Genomic DNA, 17,373 nt, shown 5'->3' on the forward strand with positions numbered 1-17,373 from the left:
GCCCGGAACCCCGAATGACCGGGCCCCACCCACCGGGGGAGGGAGGGTCAGGTCGAGGGGAGCCAGGCGAGGCTCCGTGCGTCGCCGGGGTCGGTGGCCAGCAGGCCCGTGTCCGACACGGTCCACAGCACCCCGTCGACGAGCAGTGACCGGGTGACGGCACCCGCCGGATGGGCCACGGCACCCTGCTCGGTGATCGTGTCACCGGAGATCCGGAACACGCGTACGCCCTGGTCGATCGGGACGGCGAGCAGCCCGGTCCCCGGGTCGTACAGGAAGGCGTGCGGGTCGTGCTCGGCGGTGGACCAGCCGCCGGGCCGGTGCCAGCGGTCCAACCGGGCCGGCCGGGCCGGGTCCCGTACGTCGAAGAGGGAGACCTGGACGCCCTGTACCCGTCCGGCCCGGTCGGCCTCCTGCCCGACACCGAGCAGCCGGCCGTCCGCGACCGGGTGCAGGTACGCCGAGTACCCGGTGATCTTCAGCTCGCCGGTGACCTTCGGGGCGGCGTGGTCGGTGAGGTCGAGGGCGTAGAGCGGGTCGGTCCGCCGGAAGGTCACCACGTACGCGGTGCCGCCGAGGTAGCGCACCGAGTAGATCCGTTCGCCCCGACCCAGCCCGGTGACCGCGCCGACCACCACCAGCGCGGCACCCTGCCGGCGCAGCACGTGCACGGCGGACTCCGAGGTGCGCTCGCCGGTGCCGGTGGTGGTGGCGACCCGCAGGTGGCCCTCCCACTCGGACAGCGCGTACTGGTTGACGAGCCAGCCCGGCAGGCTGCCGGCGGCGACGTACCGGGGACGGCCGGGGGATCCGGTGTCGAACTGGTAGATGTCCGTGACGGAGGCGCCGGTCGGCCGCAGCCACCGGCCCGGGGGCTCGCCGCCGACGACCCGCTGCGCGGCCAGGTAGAGGCTGCCGCCGGTGCCGTAGACGGTGTCCGCGTCGGCGGCGACGCTGACCGGGTCGCCGTCGGCGAGGCGGTCGGCCGTGAGGTCGAAGCTGAGCACGGTCAGCACCGAGGAGCCGGTGGCGGTCGCCGGCCGGCTGAGCCGGTCGCAGCCGACCCGCCCGGTCCGCCGTTCCGTTCCGGCCGTCCACTCGTACGCCGGGAGCCAGGCATCGACGCCGGCGGCGGCGACGGCGGCCCGGTTGGCCGTGGTCCGGACCGCCTCGTCGGCGGCGGGCAGGTCCGGGAACGCGACCCGGGCGCCGGAGCGGACCACGACGCGGGCGGTCGCAGCGGTCTGCCGGGCGTCGACCGTCCGGCCCTCGATCCGGTACGTCCCGAGCACGCGGGGCGCGCCGGACAGGTCGACCAGGACGAGCCGGGTGCCGGGCACCCGGGTGGGCGCGAAGGGCGCCCCGGCGGGCCGTCCCTCGGGTATGCGGATCAGCGGCCGGGCGACCATCGCCGAGTCGGTGAGCACCAGGGCGCGATCGCCGTGCAGAAGCAGGTCGTGCTTTGCCCAGCGGAGGTCGGTGTCACCGTCGCCCGCGAGGTCGAGCCGCCCGGTGATCCGTCGGGTGGCGGGGTCGACGACGCGGAGGACCCCGCCGGTGACCGTGACGATCCGCCGCCCGTCGGTCTTGACGAGGTCCGGCTCGTCGACGCCGCGCTCGTGGACGTTGGTGGCGGAGTACGCCGGGGCACTGGCTCGGTCCGCCACACCGGCGGCCGCGGGCTCCGCGTCGAGCATGCGGCGGCCCGACCACCCGGCCCCGTCGTCGGCGAAGCCCCACGGGCCGACGTGCGCGGCGGCCGCTGCCCGCAGGTCGGCCAGCGCGTCGGCGCACGAGTCGAACGACACGAGCCGGACCGGGGCGGCCGGCCCGGTGGGCTCCGGGCGGGGCGCGGCGGTCCGCGCCGGTGGGGCGGCGGGCAGCACGGCGCTCCCCGCGAGCAGGGCGAGGGCGAGCAGCGTGCCCGCCGCGACGGTTGGCCGTGCCGGTGTCATGCCCACTCCGACGCCGCCGGGCGACACCCGGTTCCCGGGAAGGAAGGGCCCCTTCTTAACGCCTCCGGTAGAGGAAGGGTCCCTTGCAAACACCCACGGGCCGGCTCAGCGGGCCGACGGGCCGACGCCGGGGGACTCCACCAGCCGGGAGAGCACGATGGTGCTGCGGGTGGAGGTCACGAAGGACTCGGCCCGCAGCCGTTCGAGGGCTGCCTCCAGGTGGGCGATGTCGGCGGCGCGCAGGTGGACGAGGGCGTCCGCTTCGCCGGACACGGTGTACGCGCCGACCACCTCGGGGTGCCGGCGGGCGGCCACACCGATCTGCGCGGGGGTGGTCCGGCCGGCGCAGAACAGCTCCACGAACGCCTCGGTGGTCCACCCGACGGCGGCCGGGTCGACGACGGCCGTGAATCCCCGGATGACACCGGTCGAGCGGAGCCGGTCGACCCGTCGTTTGACCGCCGGAGCGGAGAGTGACACCCGCTGCCCGATGTCGGCGTACGAGGCTCGGGCGTCGGCGACGAGCAGCGCAATGATTCGCTGGTCAACCGCGTCTATCTGCAACGTTCCGCCTCCGGGAAGCAATGGTTGTGGCTGTTACCCACGTTCCACGGTACCTACCCTTGGTCACCGTGAACCAGCAGCGAGTGCCGCGAAAGCGGACATATCTCATGTGCTCGCCCGAGCACTTCGCGGTCGAGTACGCGATCAACCCGTGGATGGACGTGACCACCACGGTCGACGCGGAGTTGGCGGTCAAGCAGTGGGACCGGCTGCGCGAGACGCTGGTCGGTCTCGGCCATGAGGTGCACCAGCTCACCCCCGAGCCGGGCCTGCCCGACATGGTGTTCGCGGCCAACGGTGCCTTCGTCGTCGACGGCACCGTCTACGGCGCCCAGTTCAAGCACGAGCAGCGGACCGCCGAGGCCGCCGCCCACCGGGCCTTCTACGAGGCACAGGGCTGGCGCTTCATCGCCCCTACCGCGACCAACGAGGGCGAGGGCGACTTCGCGTACCTGCCCGAGGCGCACGGTGGCCTGATCCTCGCCGGGTACGGCTTCCGGACCGACCCGGCCGCCCACGTCGAGGCACAGGAGGCGCTCGGTCGACCGGTGGTCTCGCTGCGGCTGGTCGACCCCCGCTTCTACCACCTCGACGTGGCGCTCGCCTCGATCGACGACACCAACATCGTCTACTACCCGGGCGCCTTCTCCGTCGCGAGCCAGAAGGTGCTCGCCCAGCTCTTCCCGGACGCGATCGTCGCCGACGACGAGGATGCGCTCGCGTTCGGCCTGAACCTGGTCAGCGACGGGCGCAACGTGGTGCTCAACAGCGAGGCCACCCGGCTCGCCGGCAAGCTGAAGGCCGCCGGATACCAGCCGGTGCCGGTCGAGCTGGCCGAGCTGAAGAAGGGCGGCGGCAGCGTGAAGTGCTGCATCGCCGAACTGCGCCGCTAGACGTCGCCCCGAGCGCCAAGGGCCGGCCTCCCGGGAGGGGAGGCCGGCCCTTTCGCGTGCGTACGCCGTCGCCGGGCGCGGCCCGGCCCGGCCCGGAGCCCCGAGCCGAGGCCGGAGCCCGGAGCCCGGAGCCCGGAGCCCAGAGCCCGGAGCCCAGAGCCCGGAGCCCAAAGCCCGGCTCAGCCCAGGGTGGCCAGCTCGGTGATGAGGACGTTCGACAGCACCTGGCCGTCCATCTGGACCTCCCGCAGGTACCACTTCTGCTGCGGGGTGCGCGGCTGGTTGAACTGCCACACGCCGCGCGGGCTGTCGATCTGGCCGATCTTGCCGAGCGCGAGGTTCACCTGCTGCGGGGTCGGTGCGTCGCCGGCGATCCGGATCGCCTGGTCGAGCACCTGTGCCGCGTCGTACGACGCCATGGCGTACGTGGTCGGCGAGCTGCCGTGCTTCTTGCGGTACGCCGAGGCGAAGAGTCGGTTCGCCGCGTTGTTGATGTCGGCGGAGTAGTTCAGCGCGGTCTGGATGCCCAGCGCGTCCCCCGGCGTCTCCTTGAAGCTCTCCAGCACCGCGCCCTCGGTGAGGAAGCCGGGGGCGTAGACGGCGCCCCGGAACCCGGCGTTCCGCAACTGCTTGATGAACTCCACCGCGGCGCTTCCGTCGTAGAAGCAGAAGACCGCGGCGGGCTTGCGGGCGAGCGCCGTCCGGATCTTGTCGGCGTAGTCGCGCTTGTCCGGCGCGCCGGAGGCGCCCTTCGTCCAGGTCACCGGGTCCTTGATCCGCGGGTCGGACTCGCCGAACTCCTGCCGGAAGCCCCGCAGCACGTCCTCGCTGGTCAGGCCCTGCGGCATGATGATGGCCAGCCGCTCCGTCGGATCGAGCCGTTGCCGCAGGTAGCGGCCGAGGGCGCGACCGGCCTCGTCCAGAACGTACGACGTCCGCCAGATGTAGACGACGCTCTGCAGGCTGGTCGGCGAGGCGTTGGACCCGACGAGCGGCACCCGGGCCTGCTCCACGGTGTCCCGGATGCTGAGCATGACGGCCGACGTGGCCACCCCGGTGAGGGCCAGCACGCCCTGCTTCAGCAGTTCGTCGACGGCGGCCTTGCCGGACTTCGCGGTGTAGCCCTCGTCGGCGGTCAGCAGTTCGGTGGGGTGGCCGCCCAGCCGCGCCTGGTTGAGTTCGAGGAAGAGCTGGAACCCGTTGACGATCTCCTGGCCGATGGCCTTGAGGTTGCCGGTCAGCGGCGCCATGAGGCCGATCTTGATCGGGCTGAGTTCCGGGCCGGACTCGGCCCCGCTGTCGTCGGTGCCGCATCCGGCGACGAGTCCGGTCGTACCGAGCGCGGCCAGCAGTTGTAGGGCCCGCCTGCGGTTCATCTGCGACACCGAGTTCCTTCCAGAAGGATGCAGGGCGGGTCTCGCCCCTTCGGCGTTCTACCTGCTCGGCGACGCTCCGTCAATGCCTAGTGATCTTCACGCAAAGACCGCAACGCACTGGCAACCTCCGGCCAGGCCGCGGACTCGGGGTCGATCAGGCCGAAGTGCTCGCAATCGGGCAGCTCAACGAGGCGTACGTCACTTCCGGCGGCCTGGCCCGCCGCCACGAAGCCCCGGCTCATGGCGACCGGCACCTGTTGGTCGAGCGCGCCGTGCATGATTACGCTGCGTGTTCGGATCGGCACCAATGACCGTGGATCGCAGGCGGCGTACCGGTCCGGAACGTCGGCCGGGCCGCCGCCGAGCAGCGCGGCCACCGCCCCGGAGTCCAGGTCCAGCCGGTACGCCTCGGCGAGGTCCGCCACCGGCGCGAGGGCCAGCACCGCGCCGACCTCGGCCGGCGCGACCGCCGCCGCGAACAGGGCGAGGTGTCCGCCGGCGGAGTGGCCGACCAGGATCGGCGCGTCGGGTGCCACCTGGCCGGGCAGCGCCTCGGCGGCCAGCCGCGGCAGCTGGGCCACCCCGTTCAGGATGTCGGTGAGCGTTCCCGGCCAGCCGCCGCCGGGTTGGCCGGTCCGGCGGTACTCAAGCTGGGCGACCGGGTGCCCGAGCGCGGCCAGCGCGGTGGCGAGTGGCCCGGTGTGCCGCCGGTCGTACTCCGCCCGCCAGAAGCCCCCGTGCACGACGATCACCAGCGGCCGGGCCGGGCCGGTGCCGGCCGGCCGGCGCAGGTCCGCGATCTGGTCCGGGTGGTCGCCGTACGCGACCGTGACGTCCGGGGCCGGCGCGGGGCGGGTGAGCACGGCTCGCGGGTCGCTGGGCATGCCAGCGACGCTAGCGCGCCACCGGCACCCGATCGTCGTCGGCAGCGACTCCCGGGGCGCATCCGGGGGCGCGGCTGGGTAAAGATGGACCCCATGACCGAAGCACACTCCGCTGAACAGAACGACGAGCCGGGCCCGGACGGCACCGCTCGCTCCGGCACCGTGGTGGTGGTCGGGCCCGACGGCCGGCCGGTCGGCACGGTGCAGACCGACGAGGGGCAGGGTGAGGACCCGACGCGCCTGGTCGAGCAGCCGGCCAAGGTGATGCGGATCGGCAGCATGATCAAGCAGCTGCTGGAGGAGGTCAAGGCCGCTCCGCTGGACGACGCGAGCCGGAACCGCATGCGGGAGATCCACGAACGGTCGATCGTCGAGCTCAAGGAAGGGCTCGCCCCCGAGCTGCGGGAGGAGCTGGAGCGCATCTCGCTGCCGTTCACCGAGGAGAAGGCACCCAGCGAGGGCGAGCTGCGGATCGCGCACGCGCAGCTCGTCGGCTGGCTGGAGGGGCTGTTCCACGGCATCCAGGCGGCCCTGGTCGCCCAGCAGATGGCCGCCCGGGTCCAACTGGAGCAGATGCGGTCCGGCCGGCCCGCGCTGCCGAGCGGACCGGGTGGGATCGTCCCGGGGATGCCCGGCGTGGGCCAGCCGCAGGGCGGCGAGGGGCACGGCACCGGTCAGTACCTGTAGCGCCTGGCGCGCGGCCGGCCGGGAGCCGGCCGCGCTGCCTGGCCCCGGCCGGCCGCGGAGCCGGCCGGCTGCTCAGTCCAGCCCGAAGACCCTCTCCAGGTACGCCGCCACACCGTCCGCGGTGTTCGCCGTGGTGACGTCGTCGGCGATCGCCAGGACGGAGCGGTGCGCGTTGGCGACCGCGACGCCCCGGCCCGCCCAGGTGAGCATCGGCACGTCGTTCGGCATGTCACCGAAGGCCAGCACGTCGGCCGCGTCGATCCCGTGCCGTGAGCAGTACCAGGCCAGGCCGGCCGCCTTGGTCACGCCGGCGGCGGAGATCTCGACCAGCCCCGAGTACGACGAGTGCGTCGCCTCGGCCAGCCCCGCCAGCGCCCCGGCCACCAGCGCGACGAACGCGTCCGGATCCTGCTCCCCGGCGCGGGCCAGCAGCTTCACCGCCGGCGCCGCGAGCAGCTCCTCCGGGGTCTCGACCGCCCGGATCGCCTTGTGGTCGGCGTCCCACAGCAGCGGGTAGTGCGCCTCGTGCCGCATCTCCCGGCTGTCGACGATCTCCACGGCGAAGGTCACCTCGGGCACCTCGGCGCGCAGCCGCCGGGCCACCTCGGCGAGCAGTTCGGGGGCGAGCGGGTCGGCGCGCAGCACCTCGTCCGCCACCGGGTCGTAGACCACGGCGCCGTTGGCGCAGATCGCCGGAAGCGGCTCGGCGAGCTGCTCGTACACCAGCTTGAGCCAGCGGATGGGACGGCCAGTGACCAGCACGACCGGCGTGCCCCGCGCGGAGATCCGGGCCAGTACGTCGGCGGTGTGTGGACTCAGCGTCCGGTCGTCGCGCAGCAGCGTGCCGTCGATGTCCGTGGCGATCAGGCGGGGTGGCTCTCCCATCAGCGGGAGAGTAGTCGATCGAGGTACACCGCCACCCCGTCGTCGTCGTTGCGCAGGGTGATCTCGTCGGCCGCCGCGCGGACCGTCGGGTGGGCGTTGGCGACCGCCACCCGGGCCCATCCGGCCCAGGCGAACATCGGCAGGTCGTTGGGCTGGTCGCCGAAGACCAGCACCTCCGCCGGGTCGACGCCGAGCCGCTCCGCCACCACGGTGAGCCCGGTCGCCTTGTCGACCCCCGGCGGGCAGATCTCCACGAAGCCGAGCCCGGCCTGGGTGAGCGTGGCGACCTCCGCCGGGACGATCCGCCGGGCCACGTCGAGCAGTTCGTCGACGTGGTGGTCGGCGGTACGGGCGAACGCCTTGAGCACATCGCGCGAGAGGCACTCGGCGCGGGTGCGGGCCTCGAACCGGTCCTGGTACGGCCAGCTCGCGTGGTAGTCGCCCCACAGCGGCGCGTCGTGCTCGTCCGACGCCTCCACCATCACGGTCAGCGGGCCGACCTCGGCCTCCAGGTCGGCCAGCAGCCCGGCCAGGACGGCACCGGGGAGTCGCTCGTCGCGCAGCACCACCGGCCCGCCCGGATCACTCTGGTCGACCACCCGGCCGCCGCCGGCCATCACGAGGAAGTCCGCGGCGCGGATGTCGTTGCGGGTCAGCTCGGTGAGCCGGGGGCCGCGACCGGTCGCGCCGACCACCGGGATGCCGGCGGCCCGCACCCGGTCGAGCACCTCATGGGTGTACGCGGAGACGGTCTCGTCGCTGCGGACGAGCGTCCCGTCGAGATCGGTGGCGATCAGCTTGGGCAGGCCCGGGCGGGTCATCGTTCCTCCTTCGCCCGCCGCCGTCGCTGCCAGCCGTTCCGGTCCTGTGACCCGGCGTGACGGCGGGCAGCAACCGTACCTCGCGAGAGCGGTCGCAACCATGGCGATCAGACGAATCCGGTGCCAACGGGGAACGTCTGCCCCGTGGTGCCCGTTCCGGACTGCCGTCGGCGGCTCGCACGCTCCCCAGCGGCCTGTCGCGCGGGCGGCGTCGGACGACCGGGCGCGCACCCGCCGGAGCCTCCCGGGGGCCCGGACGCCGCCGATCCGCTCGGTACCGCCCGACTCAGATCGGCGGTTCGGGGCGGGTGAACGGGATGGCGGGCCCGACGGTGAGGTCGGCCGGGGGCGGCAGGGCCTCGCCCGGGTCGCCCCCTCGGGGGCGTCGCCGTGCCGGTGGGACCGGCTCGACGCCCTCCGTGTCGCTCACTGGCGCGGTGGCCGAGGGGCTGGGCAGGAGCGCCGCCCCCAGCAACGCGCAGGCCAGGAACGCGGTGACCAGCCCGCGCCCGTACTCGATGGCGAATCCGTCCTGGTCGCCGTAGTAGATGGCGCGCATGTCGGCGTCGCCGATCGTCACGGCCGCGGCGGTCAGCACGGCCAGCAGCGCTGCGGCCAGCGCCAGACCGGCGGTGCGGGCGTTCGGCCGGGCGGCCTCGGTGCCCCGCAACGCGAGCGCGACCGCCACCACCAGCGCGAGCAGGCCGGCCAGGTACGCGGAGCCGAACCCGCCCACGTTGGAGACCCCCTCGGGGACGCGCAGCGGGCCGCCGTCGGGCCCGGCGGTCGGCATGCTCAGCACCACCCACTCCCCGATCAGCGAGGCCAGGCCGGCCGCCGCCCCGAGACCGGCGAGGACGAGAGGCAGGCGGCGGTCCCGCGCGAGCCCGGTGAGGAAGCGCCCGGCCCGGCCGGGCGGCCGTGGGTCGGACCCGCCCCACTCCACGACGGCGTCGTCGGACCGGTCTTCCTGCCGGGGGATGGGGAGGTCCTGGGACATCGGGGCACCCTTCCGCGCTGACGTCCGTCCCGTCGGGGCTGGCCCGGGGGCGGACGGGACAGGTCCTTGAGGGTCTCAGAGGCGAATCATGACACAGGCGACGACCGGCGAGCGGCACCGCGAGTGGCGGGGTGCGCCGGTCGGTCGCCCCGGCGTCCGCTTTCGACTAGCGTCGGGTGCATGCCTATCCGTACCGCTTCCGCACGTTGGCAGGGCAACCTCACCGAGGGGTCCGGCACCGTCCGCACCGGCAAGGGCGGCCTGGAGGGGAACTACTCCTTCAAGTCGCGCTTCGAGGAGGGCGAGGGCACCAACCCGGAGGAGCTGATCGGCGCCTCGCACGCCGGCTGCTTCTCGATGGCCCTCTCCAAGCAGCTCGCCGACGCCGGCGCGACCGGCACCTCGGTGGAGACCACCGCCAAGGTGCACTTCGACAAGACCGACGCGGGCATGACCGTCACCCGGATCGACCTGGAGACGGTCGGCCAGGTGCCCGGCATGGACGAGGCGCAGTTCACCAAGCTCGCCGAGGCCGCCAAGGAGAACTGCCCGATCTCCCGCCTGCTCTCGCCGGGCGCCCAGATCACCCTGAACGCCCGCCTCGCCTCCTGACCCGGGCGCCCGCACCGCACGTTCCGCGTCGCACTTTCACGGAAAGAGTGGCCATCCGGCGACGGGTGGGCCCTCTTTCCGTGAAAGTGCGCGCGACCATTCCGGGGGGCGCGGGGATCTTGGGGGCGCCGGCCGGCGGGGCAGAATGGGGGTGTGGCGGTGGAGATGGGTCGGGAGCGGTTCGAGGAGCTGGTCGGCGAGGCACTCGACGAGGTCCCGGAGGAGCTGCTCGCCCTCATGAGCAACGTGGTCATCCTGGTGGAGGACGACCCGCCCCCGGGTGAGGACCTGCTCGGCGTCTACGAGGGGCACGCGCTGACCACCCGGGGCTGGGACTACTCGGGCGTGCTGCCGGACCGCATCCTCATCTACCGCAACCCGATCCTGCGCATCTGCGACAGCGAGGACGACGTGGTGGACGAGGTGGCGATCACCGTGGTGCACGAGATCGCCCACCACTTCGGCATCGACGACCACCGCCTGCACGAGCTGGGGTGGGCCTGACGCTCCGGTCAGCCGATGGCCGTCCGTTGCGCTGCTGACCTACCGTCGGGCCCAAGGCACCGCGAACTGTAGGAGGCACGTCCATGCGCAGCGAGCTCTTCTCCTCCGAGAACCTGGAGAAGGAGTCCGCCCAGCCCGGTATGCGGCTGCAGAACTCCAAAATGCTCAAGATCGAACTCAACGGTGAGGCGATGGCCCGGGTCGGCTCGATGGTGGCCTACCAGGGGCACGTGCAGTTCCAGGCACTCGGTTCCGGCGGGCTCGGCAAGTTCCTCAAGCAGAAGCTCACCGGCGAGGGCGTCCCGCTGATGAAGGTGACCGGTCAGGGTGACGTCTTCCTGGCCGATTTCGCCAAGGACGTGCACATCATCGACCTGGAGCCGGGCGACGCCCTGTCGATCAACGGCTCGAGCGTGCTCGCCTTCGATTCCTCCCTCCAGTACGACATCCGCATGGTCGGCGGCGCCGGCATGGCGTCGTCGTCCGGCCTGTTCAACTGCGTCTTCAGCGGCCACGGCCGGATCGCCATCACGACCAAGGGCACGCCGGTCGTCCTCAACGTGGACGCCCCCACCTACGTCGATCCGCAGGCGGCGGTCTGCTGGTCGGCCAACCTCCAGACCGGCTACCACCGGGCGGAGCAACTCGGCCTGGGCACGCTGCTCGGCCGGCGCACCGGTGAGGCGTTCACGATGAGCTTCGCCGGCCAGGGCTTCGTGGTCGTCCAGCCCTCCGAGGAGCCGCCGATCATGGGCAGCGGCGCCCAGGAGCAGCAGGGCGGCCTCCTCGGCGGCCTGCTGAGCTGACGCCGCTCGGGGCGCACCGCGGACGCGGTGCGCCCCCAAGGCCCCGTTCCACCGGCCCTCAGGTCAGGTCGCCCCTGCGCAGCCGGGCCAGCCAGGCGGCGGCGTCGGCGTAGTCGGCGTCGGAGAGTCCCGCCGGGGCGGGGACCGGCCGGTCCCCCACCGCGGCGGTCCAGCGGTGCCGGGGGTACGACCCGAGGAAGCGGACGTCCGCGCACACCCGGCGCAGCCCCTGCAACGCCTCGCCGAGGCGTACGTCGGCCACGTGGCCGGTGCAGTCGAGGAAGAAGACGTACCGGCCGAGCGCCTCACCGGTCGGGCGGGACTCGATCCGGGTCAGGTTGACCCCGCGGACGGCCAACTCCATCAGCACCGACAGCAGTGCACCCACCCGGTCGTGGGCGATGTAGACCGCCAGCGAGGTGACGTCGTCCCCGGTCGGCGGCGGGGGTGGCCCCGGTCGGGACAGCAGCGCGAACCGGGTCACCGCGTCCGGATGGTCGGCGATCTTGTCGGCCAGGACCTCGAGCCGGTGCCGGGTCGCGCCGATCGGGGCGCAGATCGCCGCGTCGTACTCGCCGGCCGCGGCACCGGCCGCCGCCGCGCCGTTGGAGAGGACGTCCACCACCACGGCGTCCGGCAGGTGGGCGCGCAGCCAGTTCCGGCACTGGGTGGACGCCTGCGGGTGGGCGGCGACGCTGCGGACCGCCGACAGCGACGTGCCGGGGCGGGCGCCGAGCACGAACTCCACCGGCAGGATCACCTCGCGGGTGATCACCAGCGGATCCCCCTCGGCCAGTTCGTCGAGGGTCACCCCGACCGCGCCGCCGATCGAGTTCTCCAGCGGCACCAGCGCCGCGTCCGCGTCACCGGCCCGTACGCTCTCCAGCGCCTCGCCGACGCTGCGGGCGGGCGTACGGCTGGCCCGCTCGGCGGCGGGGATGGTGCGCAGCGCCTGCTCGGCGAAGGTGCCCTCGGGCCCGAGGTAGACGAAGCGGGTCGGCGGTGTTCCCGGCATGGCGACAGCCTACGCACCGAAGACGGTGACCGTGCCGGCGTCGCAGGCCAGGGCCCGGATGCCGGCCGGGGCGGCAACCCGCACCTCCACGGTGCACACGTCGGTCCCGGCGGTGACCAGGCGCGGTGCGCCGCCCGGGCCGCGGGTGACCACCTGGAGCGGCTCGTACCCGGCCACGTCGAGGACGGTGTAGTGCCAGTCGTCGGCGCAGAGCGGCCCGGTCTTCACCTGGACGCGGGCGTCGCGGGGGAGCACGTCGCGCCCGCGTACCAGGTCGGTGACCCGCTGGCCGGACGGTCCGGCGGTGCACGTGACGGCGACCAGGCCCGGGGAGGACGTCGACCCGGTGCCCGGCAGTTCGGGGAGCCCGGTCACCGGCGGGCTCGGGACGGCGGTGGGTGTGCCGGTCGGGCCGGGCGTGGCGGCCCGGGTGGGTGCGGGCTGCCGCAGGTCGGGTGGGGCGCCGCAGCCGGCCGTCAGCAGCACGACCAGGAGGGCGACGACCGCGGCGCGGGGGCGGGCGGTGGCACGGCGGGGCGGGGTGGGCGGCACGGACCGATCCTCATGACATCGACGCTGACCGTTGCGGCCGGGGCCGGCCGTGCCCATCGTAGGAGCATCCGGCGGCCGGGTGAAGCGGAGGCGGTGTCCCGAAGTTTCATCCGCCGCGTCTCGATGCTTCGCGCCGGCACTTCTACGTGAGCACGCGGTGCCCGGCCCGGTCCAGGGCGGTGACGGCCTCGTCGAGGCGTACCGCGGGGACCAGCAGGTAATCCGTGTCGTAGGTGGAGAAGGCGACCACGCTGACCCGGGCCTCGGCGAGCGGGTCGACCAGCGCGGCCAGGGTGCCGGAGACGGCGAGATCGAGCGGGCCCGCCACCCGCAGGCAGCGCCAGGCGGTCTCCACCACGGCCTGCTCGGGCGCCCGGTCGGCGGGGCAGATGAGCGAGACCCCGTCGGCCGTCCAGCTCACCGTGACGACGTCGCCGTCGCTCAGGCCGCCCGACAGGGCGGGCGGCAGGGCGGAGCCGGCCGCGAGGCGGCAGACGGCGTACTCACCCGGCAGCAGAGCGATATCCAGCATGAGGGCACCTTACGGCCTCGGCGAGCGCCCGCCCCAGCTTCGCCGCGTGCGGCGAACGCCACATGCCGCCGCAGGTCAGACCTCGGAGAAGAACGTGAGCGAGCCGGCGACCGCCCCGTCGGTGAGCACGGGGGTGGAGATCGCGTCGACGGTGGCGTCCGGCGCGTCCGGCGACGCCCCCTGGACCCGGAGCAGCCCGCGGGCCAGGCGACCCGAGGAGAGGGCGAGCAGCGGCGGGATCTTGTCGATCTCCGGCTCGGTCAGCTCACCCCGGTTGGCGGTGAAGTCGAGCAGCCGCAGACCACCGTCGAGCAACGGCCGCCCGATCACGTCCTGCGGGGCGCCCAGGCAGAGCAGCTCGCACCCGGACGTGGAGACGGCGATCACCCGGGCCTCGGCGTCGATCAGCAGGCACGGCTCGTCCGCCCGGGAGACCGTCGACGACCACTGCCCGAAGTTGTCGGACCCCTGCTCTGTCGATGCCCCTGCCGATGGCACGAACACTTCCGAGAGCGAGAGTTCGACGTGGGCCACCGAGCCTCCTATGTACACCGACGGTCTGTCCACGCTAGCTGGTCCGGGAGCCGGCCGCTGACCGCGCTGAAGCCACCGGGCCGCCGGGTGGTGATCCAGGCCCTGACCGGGCGGCCGGCGACGGCGCGACCGGCGGATGCCGACCGGCCCCGGGCCGCGTGGCGTCGCGGCTGACGTTACCGCCGGCCGACCGGCTTGTCAGCGGCCGTTCGGCCCTCCTCGAACCACCGGTAGTCGGCGGCCGGTCGGTAGGTGCCGTTGAGCCAGGTGGCCGGATGTTGGGCGACGCGCGAGAGCTTCTCCGCGGTGGCCGGGCTGATCCGGTTGCCGGCCGCGACGAGCAGCCGGTCCAGTTCCCGGTGGGTCGCCATCAGGCAGTCCTTCGGGAGGCCGTAGACGCTGATGACGCCGGAGCCGACGAAGGTCAGCACCGGCGTCACCGGGATCGGCAGCCCCACCGCGTCGGAGAGGGCCTTGCTCGCCCGCTTGGCGTCGCGGCGGGCCTCGGCCACGTACGGCGGGCGCTTGCCGTTGATCTGCACGACGTCACCGGCCACCAGCACGCGGGTCCGGCCGTGGTCGGCGATGGTGACCGCGTAGAGGCCGCTCGGGCCGATGGCGAGGAAGCCGGCGCGGTCGTCACCCGCCTGGTCCCGCAGCAGGTCGGCCGCGTCGGTGCGGGGCCACTCGATGACGTGCCAGGCCGGGCCGAGGTGGTCGAGCTGGCCCAGCGCCCGCGCGCCGGCCGCCTCCAGCCGCCGGGCCCCGCGCTCCGCCCGCAGGCGGCGGGCCCACTCCAACGGGGACGGACGGGCCGGGTTGAGAACGCCCTGGACCTCCGTCCGGGGGTGCGGCACCGCGACGGGCGGCAGTGCCCGGGGGGACGGTACGGCTCGTCGAGCGGGGAAGACAGTCATCGCGACCTCCGGCAAAAGGTCCCTCGAAGTTATGTCCTCACTACCCTACGTTGCCAGTCCCCCGGGTCGGCAAGTTGGAGCGCCGGAGTGACTGTGGATGAATGCCGCATTCATCCACAGATGTTTTGCCGGATGCCGCCAAACCCTGCCGCAAGGCATGAGTCGACGCGACGGACGCCGGGACGTCGACGCAAGCCCTAGGCTTCGGTGGTGACCCACTACGTGGACAGCGAGGTCGGCCGGCTCGGCACGGTCATGCTGCACCGGCCGGGGCCCGAACTCGCGCGGCTCACCCCCCGCAACAACGACTCCCTCCTCTTCGACGCCATCCCCTGGGTGGGCCGGGCGCAGGAGGAGCACGACGCGTTCGCCGCCGCCCTGCGCGAGCGCGGGGTCGAGGTGCTCTACCTCGCCGAGCTGCTGGCCGAGACGCTCGCCGTCGCCGACGCGCGGGCCGAACTCACCGACATCGTGCTGCGCTCGCCCCGGCTCGGCGACTCGCTGCGCGCCCGGGTCGCCGACCACCTCGCGTACCTCGACCCGGCGGCGCTGGCCGACGTGCTCATCGCCGGCCTGGCCCACGAGGAGCTGCGGATCAGCCGGGACCGGCCCGGCGGCCTGGTCTACACGCTGATGGACCGGCACGACTTCGTCATCGACCCCATGCCGAACCTGCTTTTCACCCGGGACTCGTCGGTCTGGATCGGTGACCGGGTCGCCGTGACGAGCCTGGCCATGCCGGCCCGCCGGGGGGAGACGACGCTCACCGACGCGATCTACCGGCACCACCCCCGGTTCGCCGGCACCGGATTCGTGTACCACCCGGAGATGGAGCACCTGGAGGGCGGCGACGTGCTGCTGCTCGCCCCCGGCGTACTGGCCGTCGGGGTGGGTGAGCGGACCACGCCGGCGGGCGCCGAGCGCCTGGCCCGCCAGGTCTTCGCCGCCCGGCTGGCGCACACCATCCTGGTGGTGCCGATCGCGCAGGAGCGCGCCACGATGCACCTCGACACCGTCTGCACGATGGTCGACGTCGACGCCGTCCTCATGTACCCGAACATCGCCAACACGCTGTCCGCGTACACGGTCATCGCCGGTGCGGACGGCGAGGACCCGCGGGTGGACGGGCCGGCGCCGTTCCTGCGGGCCGCCGCCGACGCGATGGACCTGGACCAGCTCCGGGTCATCGACACCGGTCTGGATCCGGTCACCGCCGAGCGCGAGCAGTGGGACGACGGCAACAACACCCTCGCCCTCGCTCCGCGGCTCTGCGTCGGCTACGAGCGCAACACGGAGACCAACGCGCAGCTGGAACGGGCCGGCATCGAGGTCATCCCGATCGCCGGCTCGGAGCTGGGCTCCGGCCGTGGCGGCCCCCGGTGCATGTCCTGCCCCCTGGTCCGCGACCCGCTGCGGGGAGGAACGTCCCTCAGCGGAGGGTGAGCTGGCGCCCGAGCAGGCCGTGCCGGGCGCGCCGGGCCGCCGCGTCCAGCGGGGTCGGGTCCGCCAGGGCCTCGGCGTAGCGCTTGGCGAAGTCCGCCACCGGCTGCTCCCACTCGCCGGCCGGGGTGTCCTCGGGGAGGTCCCAGACCGGTACGAGGCGGCCGTGCGCCCGGAACATGCCGGCGAACTTCGTCTGCTCGCCGAGCGTCAGGGTGCCGGCCGCGCTGAGTCGCGCCAGCGCGTCCAGCGCGGCGTCCTCGTCGTCGGGCAGCACCCACCGCACGTGCGCCTTCTCCGGCACCTGGCACCAGTACGCGGCCCGCGCCGCGTTCAGCCGCACGGTGGGGTAGATCGCGGCGTTGGCCCGCTCCAGCGACGCCTGCACGGTCGGGTCGTCCGCCGCGCCCGGGTCCAGCCAGAACTCGAAGCCGTCGTGCATGGTGATCTCCAGCGGCCCGTCGACCAGCACGTCCTGGAGCCGGGGGCCGGGGCCGGGCAGCGGCGGCACGGTGACCTGGCCACCGGGCTCGGTACGCAGTGCGCAGAGCAGCGCCTCGGCCAGGTCCCGCGAGACGTCGCCGGACTGCTGGTGCCGCTGGAGACCGATGAAGACCCGCCCGTCCGGCTTGGTCATCGCCGGCGCCGCCATCGGCAGCACGGTGGCCAGCAGGACCTCGCGGTCGCCGTACTCCTCGACGAGGTCCGGCGCGAGCCGCAGCGGCGCGGAGGCGGCCGGAACCAGCTCGCGCAGCGCGATCCACTCCGGCTCGTCGGTCAGCCCCTCGAAGGGGCGGGGCACGAAGACGTCCCGTACCTTCTCGCGCTTACCGGTGGTGTCCGCGGCCCGCTGGCTCTTTCGACGCTTGCTCACGGGTCGACAGCCTAGAGGCCGGCGCGGGCCGGCGTGGGGAGGACCCGCCCGTACCCCCCGGTCACGCCACCACCAGGTCCGGGCGCGGGGACCCGGCCGGCTCGAACTCCGCCCAGACGCTCTGGCCGAGCCCGTCCCGGTCGACGCCCCAGCGGCTGGACAGGCCGGAGACGATGTGCAGGCCCCGGCCGTCGATCGCGTCCGGATCGGCTGCCCGGATGCGCGGCCCGGCGGGCGCGCCGCCGTCGGTCACCCGCAGCTGGACGCGCGGGCCGGTGGGTGTGTCGCGGAGCCGCCAGGCCACCCGGATCACCCCGCCCGGGAGCGGGTCGGCGTGCCGTACGGCGTTGCCCACCAGCTCCGCGAGGACCGCCACCAGGTCGGCGAGCAGGGTCGGGCTCACGACCGCGGTCAGTTCGTCGGCGAGTCGGTGCCGCGCCTGCCGCGCCCCCGTCGCGTGGTGGGGGACCACCACGCACCAAGCCCGTTCGGCACCTTCCGTCGACACCGTCGCCCCTCCAC

General features: G+C 73.8%; 20 protein-coding genes. 6 read left to right on the forward strand and 14 right to left on the reverse strand.

Going from position 1 to position 17,373, the window contains the following annotated elements; translation table 11 throughout:
- Window positions 1-47: 47 nt before the first annotated feature.
- A complete protein-coding gene (locus ACTMS0_RS05115) occupies window positions 48-1,955 on the reverse strand; it encodes a beta-propeller domain-containing protein (RefSeq protein WP_441153884.1) in 1,908 nt (635 codons plus the stop codon).
- Window positions 1,956-2,060: 105 nt separating this feature from the next.
- Window positions 2,061-2,519: an Lrp/AsnC family transcriptional regulator gene (locus ACTMS0_RS05120; protein WP_441153885.1), complete on the reverse strand. Its 459-nt coding sequence runs from the start codon at window positions 2,517-2,519 to the stop codon at window positions 2,061-2,063.
- Between the two features lie 59 nt (window positions 2,520-2,578).
- Between ACTMS0_RS05120 and ddaH the strand changes: the two genes are divergently transcribed.
- Window positions 2,579-3,412, forward strand: coding sequence for a dimethylargininase (ddaH, locus tag ACTMS0_RS05125; protein ID WP_441153886.1), 834 nt, complete (start codon window positions 2,579-2,581; stop codon window positions 3,410-3,412).
- Window positions 3,413-3,591: 179 nt separating this feature from the next.
- On the opposite strand, the gene ACTMS0_RS05130 is transcribed toward ddaH, so the two are convergent.
- Complete coding sequence (locus tag ACTMS0_RS05130) at window positions 3,592-4,797, reverse strand: ABC transporter substrate-binding protein (protein WP_441153887.1); 1,206 nt, start codon at window positions 4,795-4,797, stop codon at window positions 3,592-3,594.
- Between the two features lie 77 nt (window positions 4,798-4,874).
- Entirely contained in the window at window positions 4,875-5,672 is a 798-nt protein-coding gene (locus tag ACTMS0_RS05135) for an alpha/beta hydrolase family protein (RefSeq protein WP_441153888.1), read from the reverse strand.
- An 84-nt stretch (window positions 5,673-5,756) separates the two neighbouring features.
- On the opposite strand from ACTMS0_RS05135, the gene ACTMS0_RS05140 reads away from it, so the two are divergent.
- On the forward strand, window positions 5,757-6,359 hold the full coding sequence (locus ACTMS0_RS05140; RefSeq protein WP_441153889.1) for a bacterial proteasome activator family protein: 603 nt from the start codon (window positions 5,757-5,759) through the stop codon (window positions 6,357-6,359).
- A gap of 72 nt (window positions 6,360-6,431) precedes the next feature.
- On the opposite strand, the gene ACTMS0_RS05145 is transcribed toward ACTMS0_RS05140, so the two are convergent.
- The 3 genes from ACTMS0_RS05145 to ACTMS0_RS05155 all read right to left on the reverse strand — a co-directional run bounded on the left by ACTMS0_RS05145 (window position 6,432) and on the right by ACTMS0_RS05155 (window position 9,065).
- Window positions 6,432-7,244, reverse strand: a complete 813-nt coding sequence (locus ACTMS0_RS05145; protein WP_441153890.1) for an HAD family hydrolase — start codon at window positions 7,242-7,244, stop codon at window positions 6,432-6,434.
- Window positions 7,244-8,065 carry an HAD family hydrolase gene (locus tag ACTMS0_RS05150; protein ID WP_441153891.1) on the reverse strand — a complete coding sequence of 274 codons (822 nt, stop codon included), beginning with the start codon at window positions 8,063-8,065 and terminating at the stop codon, window positions 7,244-7,246. Before ACTMS0_RS05150 ends, ACTMS0_RS05145 begins: the two co-directional genes overlap by 1 nt.
- Window positions 8,066-8,351: 286 nt before the next feature.
- Window positions 8,352-9,065, reverse strand: a complete 714-nt coding sequence (locus ACTMS0_RS05155) for a hypothetical protein (RefSeq protein ID WP_441153892.1) — start codon at window positions 9,063-9,065, stop codon at window positions 8,352-8,354.
- 180 nt (window positions 9,066-9,245) lie between these two features.
- On the opposite strand from ACTMS0_RS05155, the gene ACTMS0_RS05160 reads away from it, so the two are divergent.
- The 3 genes from ACTMS0_RS05160 to ACTMS0_RS05170 all read left to right on the forward strand — a co-directional run bounded on the left by ACTMS0_RS05160 (window position 9,246) and on the right by ACTMS0_RS05170 (window position 10,987).
- Window positions 9,246-9,677 carry an OsmC family protein gene (locus ACTMS0_RS05160; RefSeq protein WP_441153893.1) on the forward strand — a complete coding sequence of 144 codons (432 nt, stop codon included), beginning with the start codon at window positions 9,246-9,248 and terminating at the stop codon, window positions 9,675-9,677.
- 159 nt (window positions 9,678-9,836) lie between these two features.
- Window positions 9,837-10,181 (forward strand): metallopeptidase family protein, encoded by a 345-nt coding sequence (locus tag ACTMS0_RS05165; protein WP_441154014.1) that lies wholly within the window; start codon window positions 9,837-9,839, stop codon window positions 10,179-10,181.
- An 83-nt stretch (window positions 10,182-10,264) separates the two neighbouring features.
- On the forward strand, window positions 10,265-10,987 hold the full coding sequence (locus tag ACTMS0_RS05170) for an AIM24 family protein (protein WP_441153894.1): 723 nt from the start codon (window positions 10,265-10,267) through the stop codon (window positions 10,985-10,987).
- Between the two features lie 58 nt (window positions 10,988-11,045).
- Here the strand turns inward: ACTMS0_RS05170 and pheA are convergent, their stop codons facing one another.
- From pheA to ACTMS0_RS05195, 5 genes are all read right to left on the reverse strand, one after another.
- A complete protein-coding gene (gene pheA / locus ACTMS0_RS05175) occupies window positions 11,046-12,002 on the reverse strand; it encodes a prephenate dehydratase (protein ID WP_441153895.1) in 957 nt (318 codons plus the stop codon).
- A 9-nt stretch (window positions 12,003-12,011) separates the two neighbouring features.
- Complete coding sequence (locus tag ACTMS0_RS05180; RefSeq protein WP_441153896.1) at window positions 12,012-12,611, reverse strand: hypothetical protein; 600 nt, start codon at window positions 12,609-12,611, stop codon at window positions 12,012-12,014.
- An 85-nt stretch (window positions 12,612-12,696) separates the two neighbouring features.
- Window positions 12,697-13,086, reverse strand: a complete 390-nt coding sequence (locus ACTMS0_RS05185) for an ACT domain-containing protein (protein WP_441153897.1) — start codon at window positions 13,084-13,086, stop codon at window positions 12,697-12,699.
- 75 nt (window positions 13,087-13,161) lie between these two features.
- A complete protein-coding gene (locus ACTMS0_RS05190) occupies window positions 13,162-13,620 on the reverse strand; it encodes a hypothetical protein (protein WP_441153898.1) in 459 nt (152 codons plus the stop codon).
- A gap of 176 nt (window positions 13,621-13,796) precedes the next feature.
- The gene (locus ACTMS0_RS05195; RefSeq protein ID WP_441153899.1) at window positions 13,797-14,537 is read right to left on the reverse strand and encodes a hypothetical protein; all 741 of its coding nucleotides are present in this window, start codon (window positions 14,535-14,537) and stop codon (window positions 13,797-13,799) included.
- Window positions 14,538-14,744: 207 nt separating this feature from the next.
- On the opposite strand from ACTMS0_RS05195, the gene ACTMS0_RS05200 reads away from it, so the two are divergent.
- Window positions 14,745-15,980 (forward strand): arginine deiminase, encoded by a 1,236-nt coding sequence (locus tag ACTMS0_RS05200; RefSeq protein WP_441153900.1) that lies wholly within the window; start codon window positions 14,745-14,747, stop codon window positions 15,978-15,980.
- Here ACTMS0_RS05200 and ACTMS0_RS05205 read toward each other — a convergent pair.
- Together ACTMS0_RS05205 and ACTMS0_RS05210 are read right to left on the reverse strand one after the other, a co-directional pair.
- Window positions 15,967-16,851 (reverse strand): DUF5926 family protein, encoded by an 885-nt coding sequence (locus ACTMS0_RS05205; protein WP_441153901.1) that lies wholly within the window; start codon window positions 16,849-16,851, stop codon window positions 15,967-15,969. The genes ACTMS0_RS05200 and ACTMS0_RS05205 overlap by 14 nt on opposite strands.
- A gap of 61 nt (window positions 16,852-16,912) precedes the next feature.
- Window positions 16,913-17,326, reverse strand: coding sequence for an ATP-binding protein (locus tag ACTMS0_RS05210; RefSeq protein WP_441154015.1), 414 nt, complete (start codon window positions 17,324-17,326; stop codon window positions 16,913-16,915).
- Between the last annotated feature and the right edge of the window lie 47 nt (window positions 17,327-17,373).

The organism is Micromonospora sp. H33 (assembly GCF_052068455.1).
Lineage (GTDB): Bacteria > Actinomycetota > Actinomycetes > Mycobacteriales > Micromonosporaceae > Micromonospora.

Coding starts and splice junctions, on each gene's coding strand:
- ACTMS0_RS05115 (WP_441153884.1), bottom strand. CDS start 1,955: ATGACACCGGCACGGCCAACCGTCGCGGCGGGCACGCTGCTCGCCCTC.
- ACTMS0_RS05135 (WP_441153888.1), bottom strand. CDS start 5,672: ATGCCCAGCGACCCGCGAGCCGTGCTCACCCGCCCCGCGCCGGCCCCG.
- ACTMS0_RS05140 (WP_441153889.1), top strand. CDS start 5,757: ATGGACCCCATGACCGAAGCACACTCCGCTGAACAGAACGACGAGCCG.
- ACTMS0_RS05145 (WP_441153890.1), bottom strand. CDS start 7,244: ATGGGAGAGCCACCCCGCCTGATCGCCACGGACATCGACGGCACGCTG.
- ACTMS0_RS05150 (WP_441153891.1), bottom strand. CDS start 8,065: ATGACCCGCCCGGGCCTGCCCAAGCTGATCGCCACCGATCTCGACGGG.
- ACTMS0_RS05155 (WP_441153892.1), bottom strand. CDS start 9,065: ATGTCCCAGGACCTCCCCATCCCCCGGCAGGAAGACCGGTCCGACGAC.
- ACTMS0_RS05160 (WP_441153893.1), top strand. CDS start 9,246: ATGCCTATCCGTACCGCTTCCGCACGTTGGCAGGGCAACCTCACCGAG.
- ACTMS0_RS05170 (WP_441153894.1), top strand. CDS start 10,265: ATGCGCAGCGAGCTCTTCTCCTCCGAGAACCTGGAGAAGGAGTCCGCC.
- pheA (WP_441153895.1), bottom strand. CDS start 12,002: ATGCCGGGAACACCGCCGACCCGCTTCGTCTACCTCGGGCCCGAGGGC.
- ACTMS0_RS05180 (WP_441153896.1), bottom strand. CDS start 12,611: ATGGGCACGGCCGGCCCCGGCCGCAACGGTCAGCGTCGATGTCATGAG.
- ACTMS0_RS05185 (WP_441153897.1), bottom strand. CDS start 13,086: ATGCTGGATATCGCTCTGCTGCCGGGTGAGTACGCCGTCTGCCGCCTC.
- ACTMS0_RS05195 (WP_441153899.1), bottom strand. CDS start 14,537: ATGACTGTCTTCCCCGCTCGACGAGCCGTACCGTCCCCCCGGGCACTG.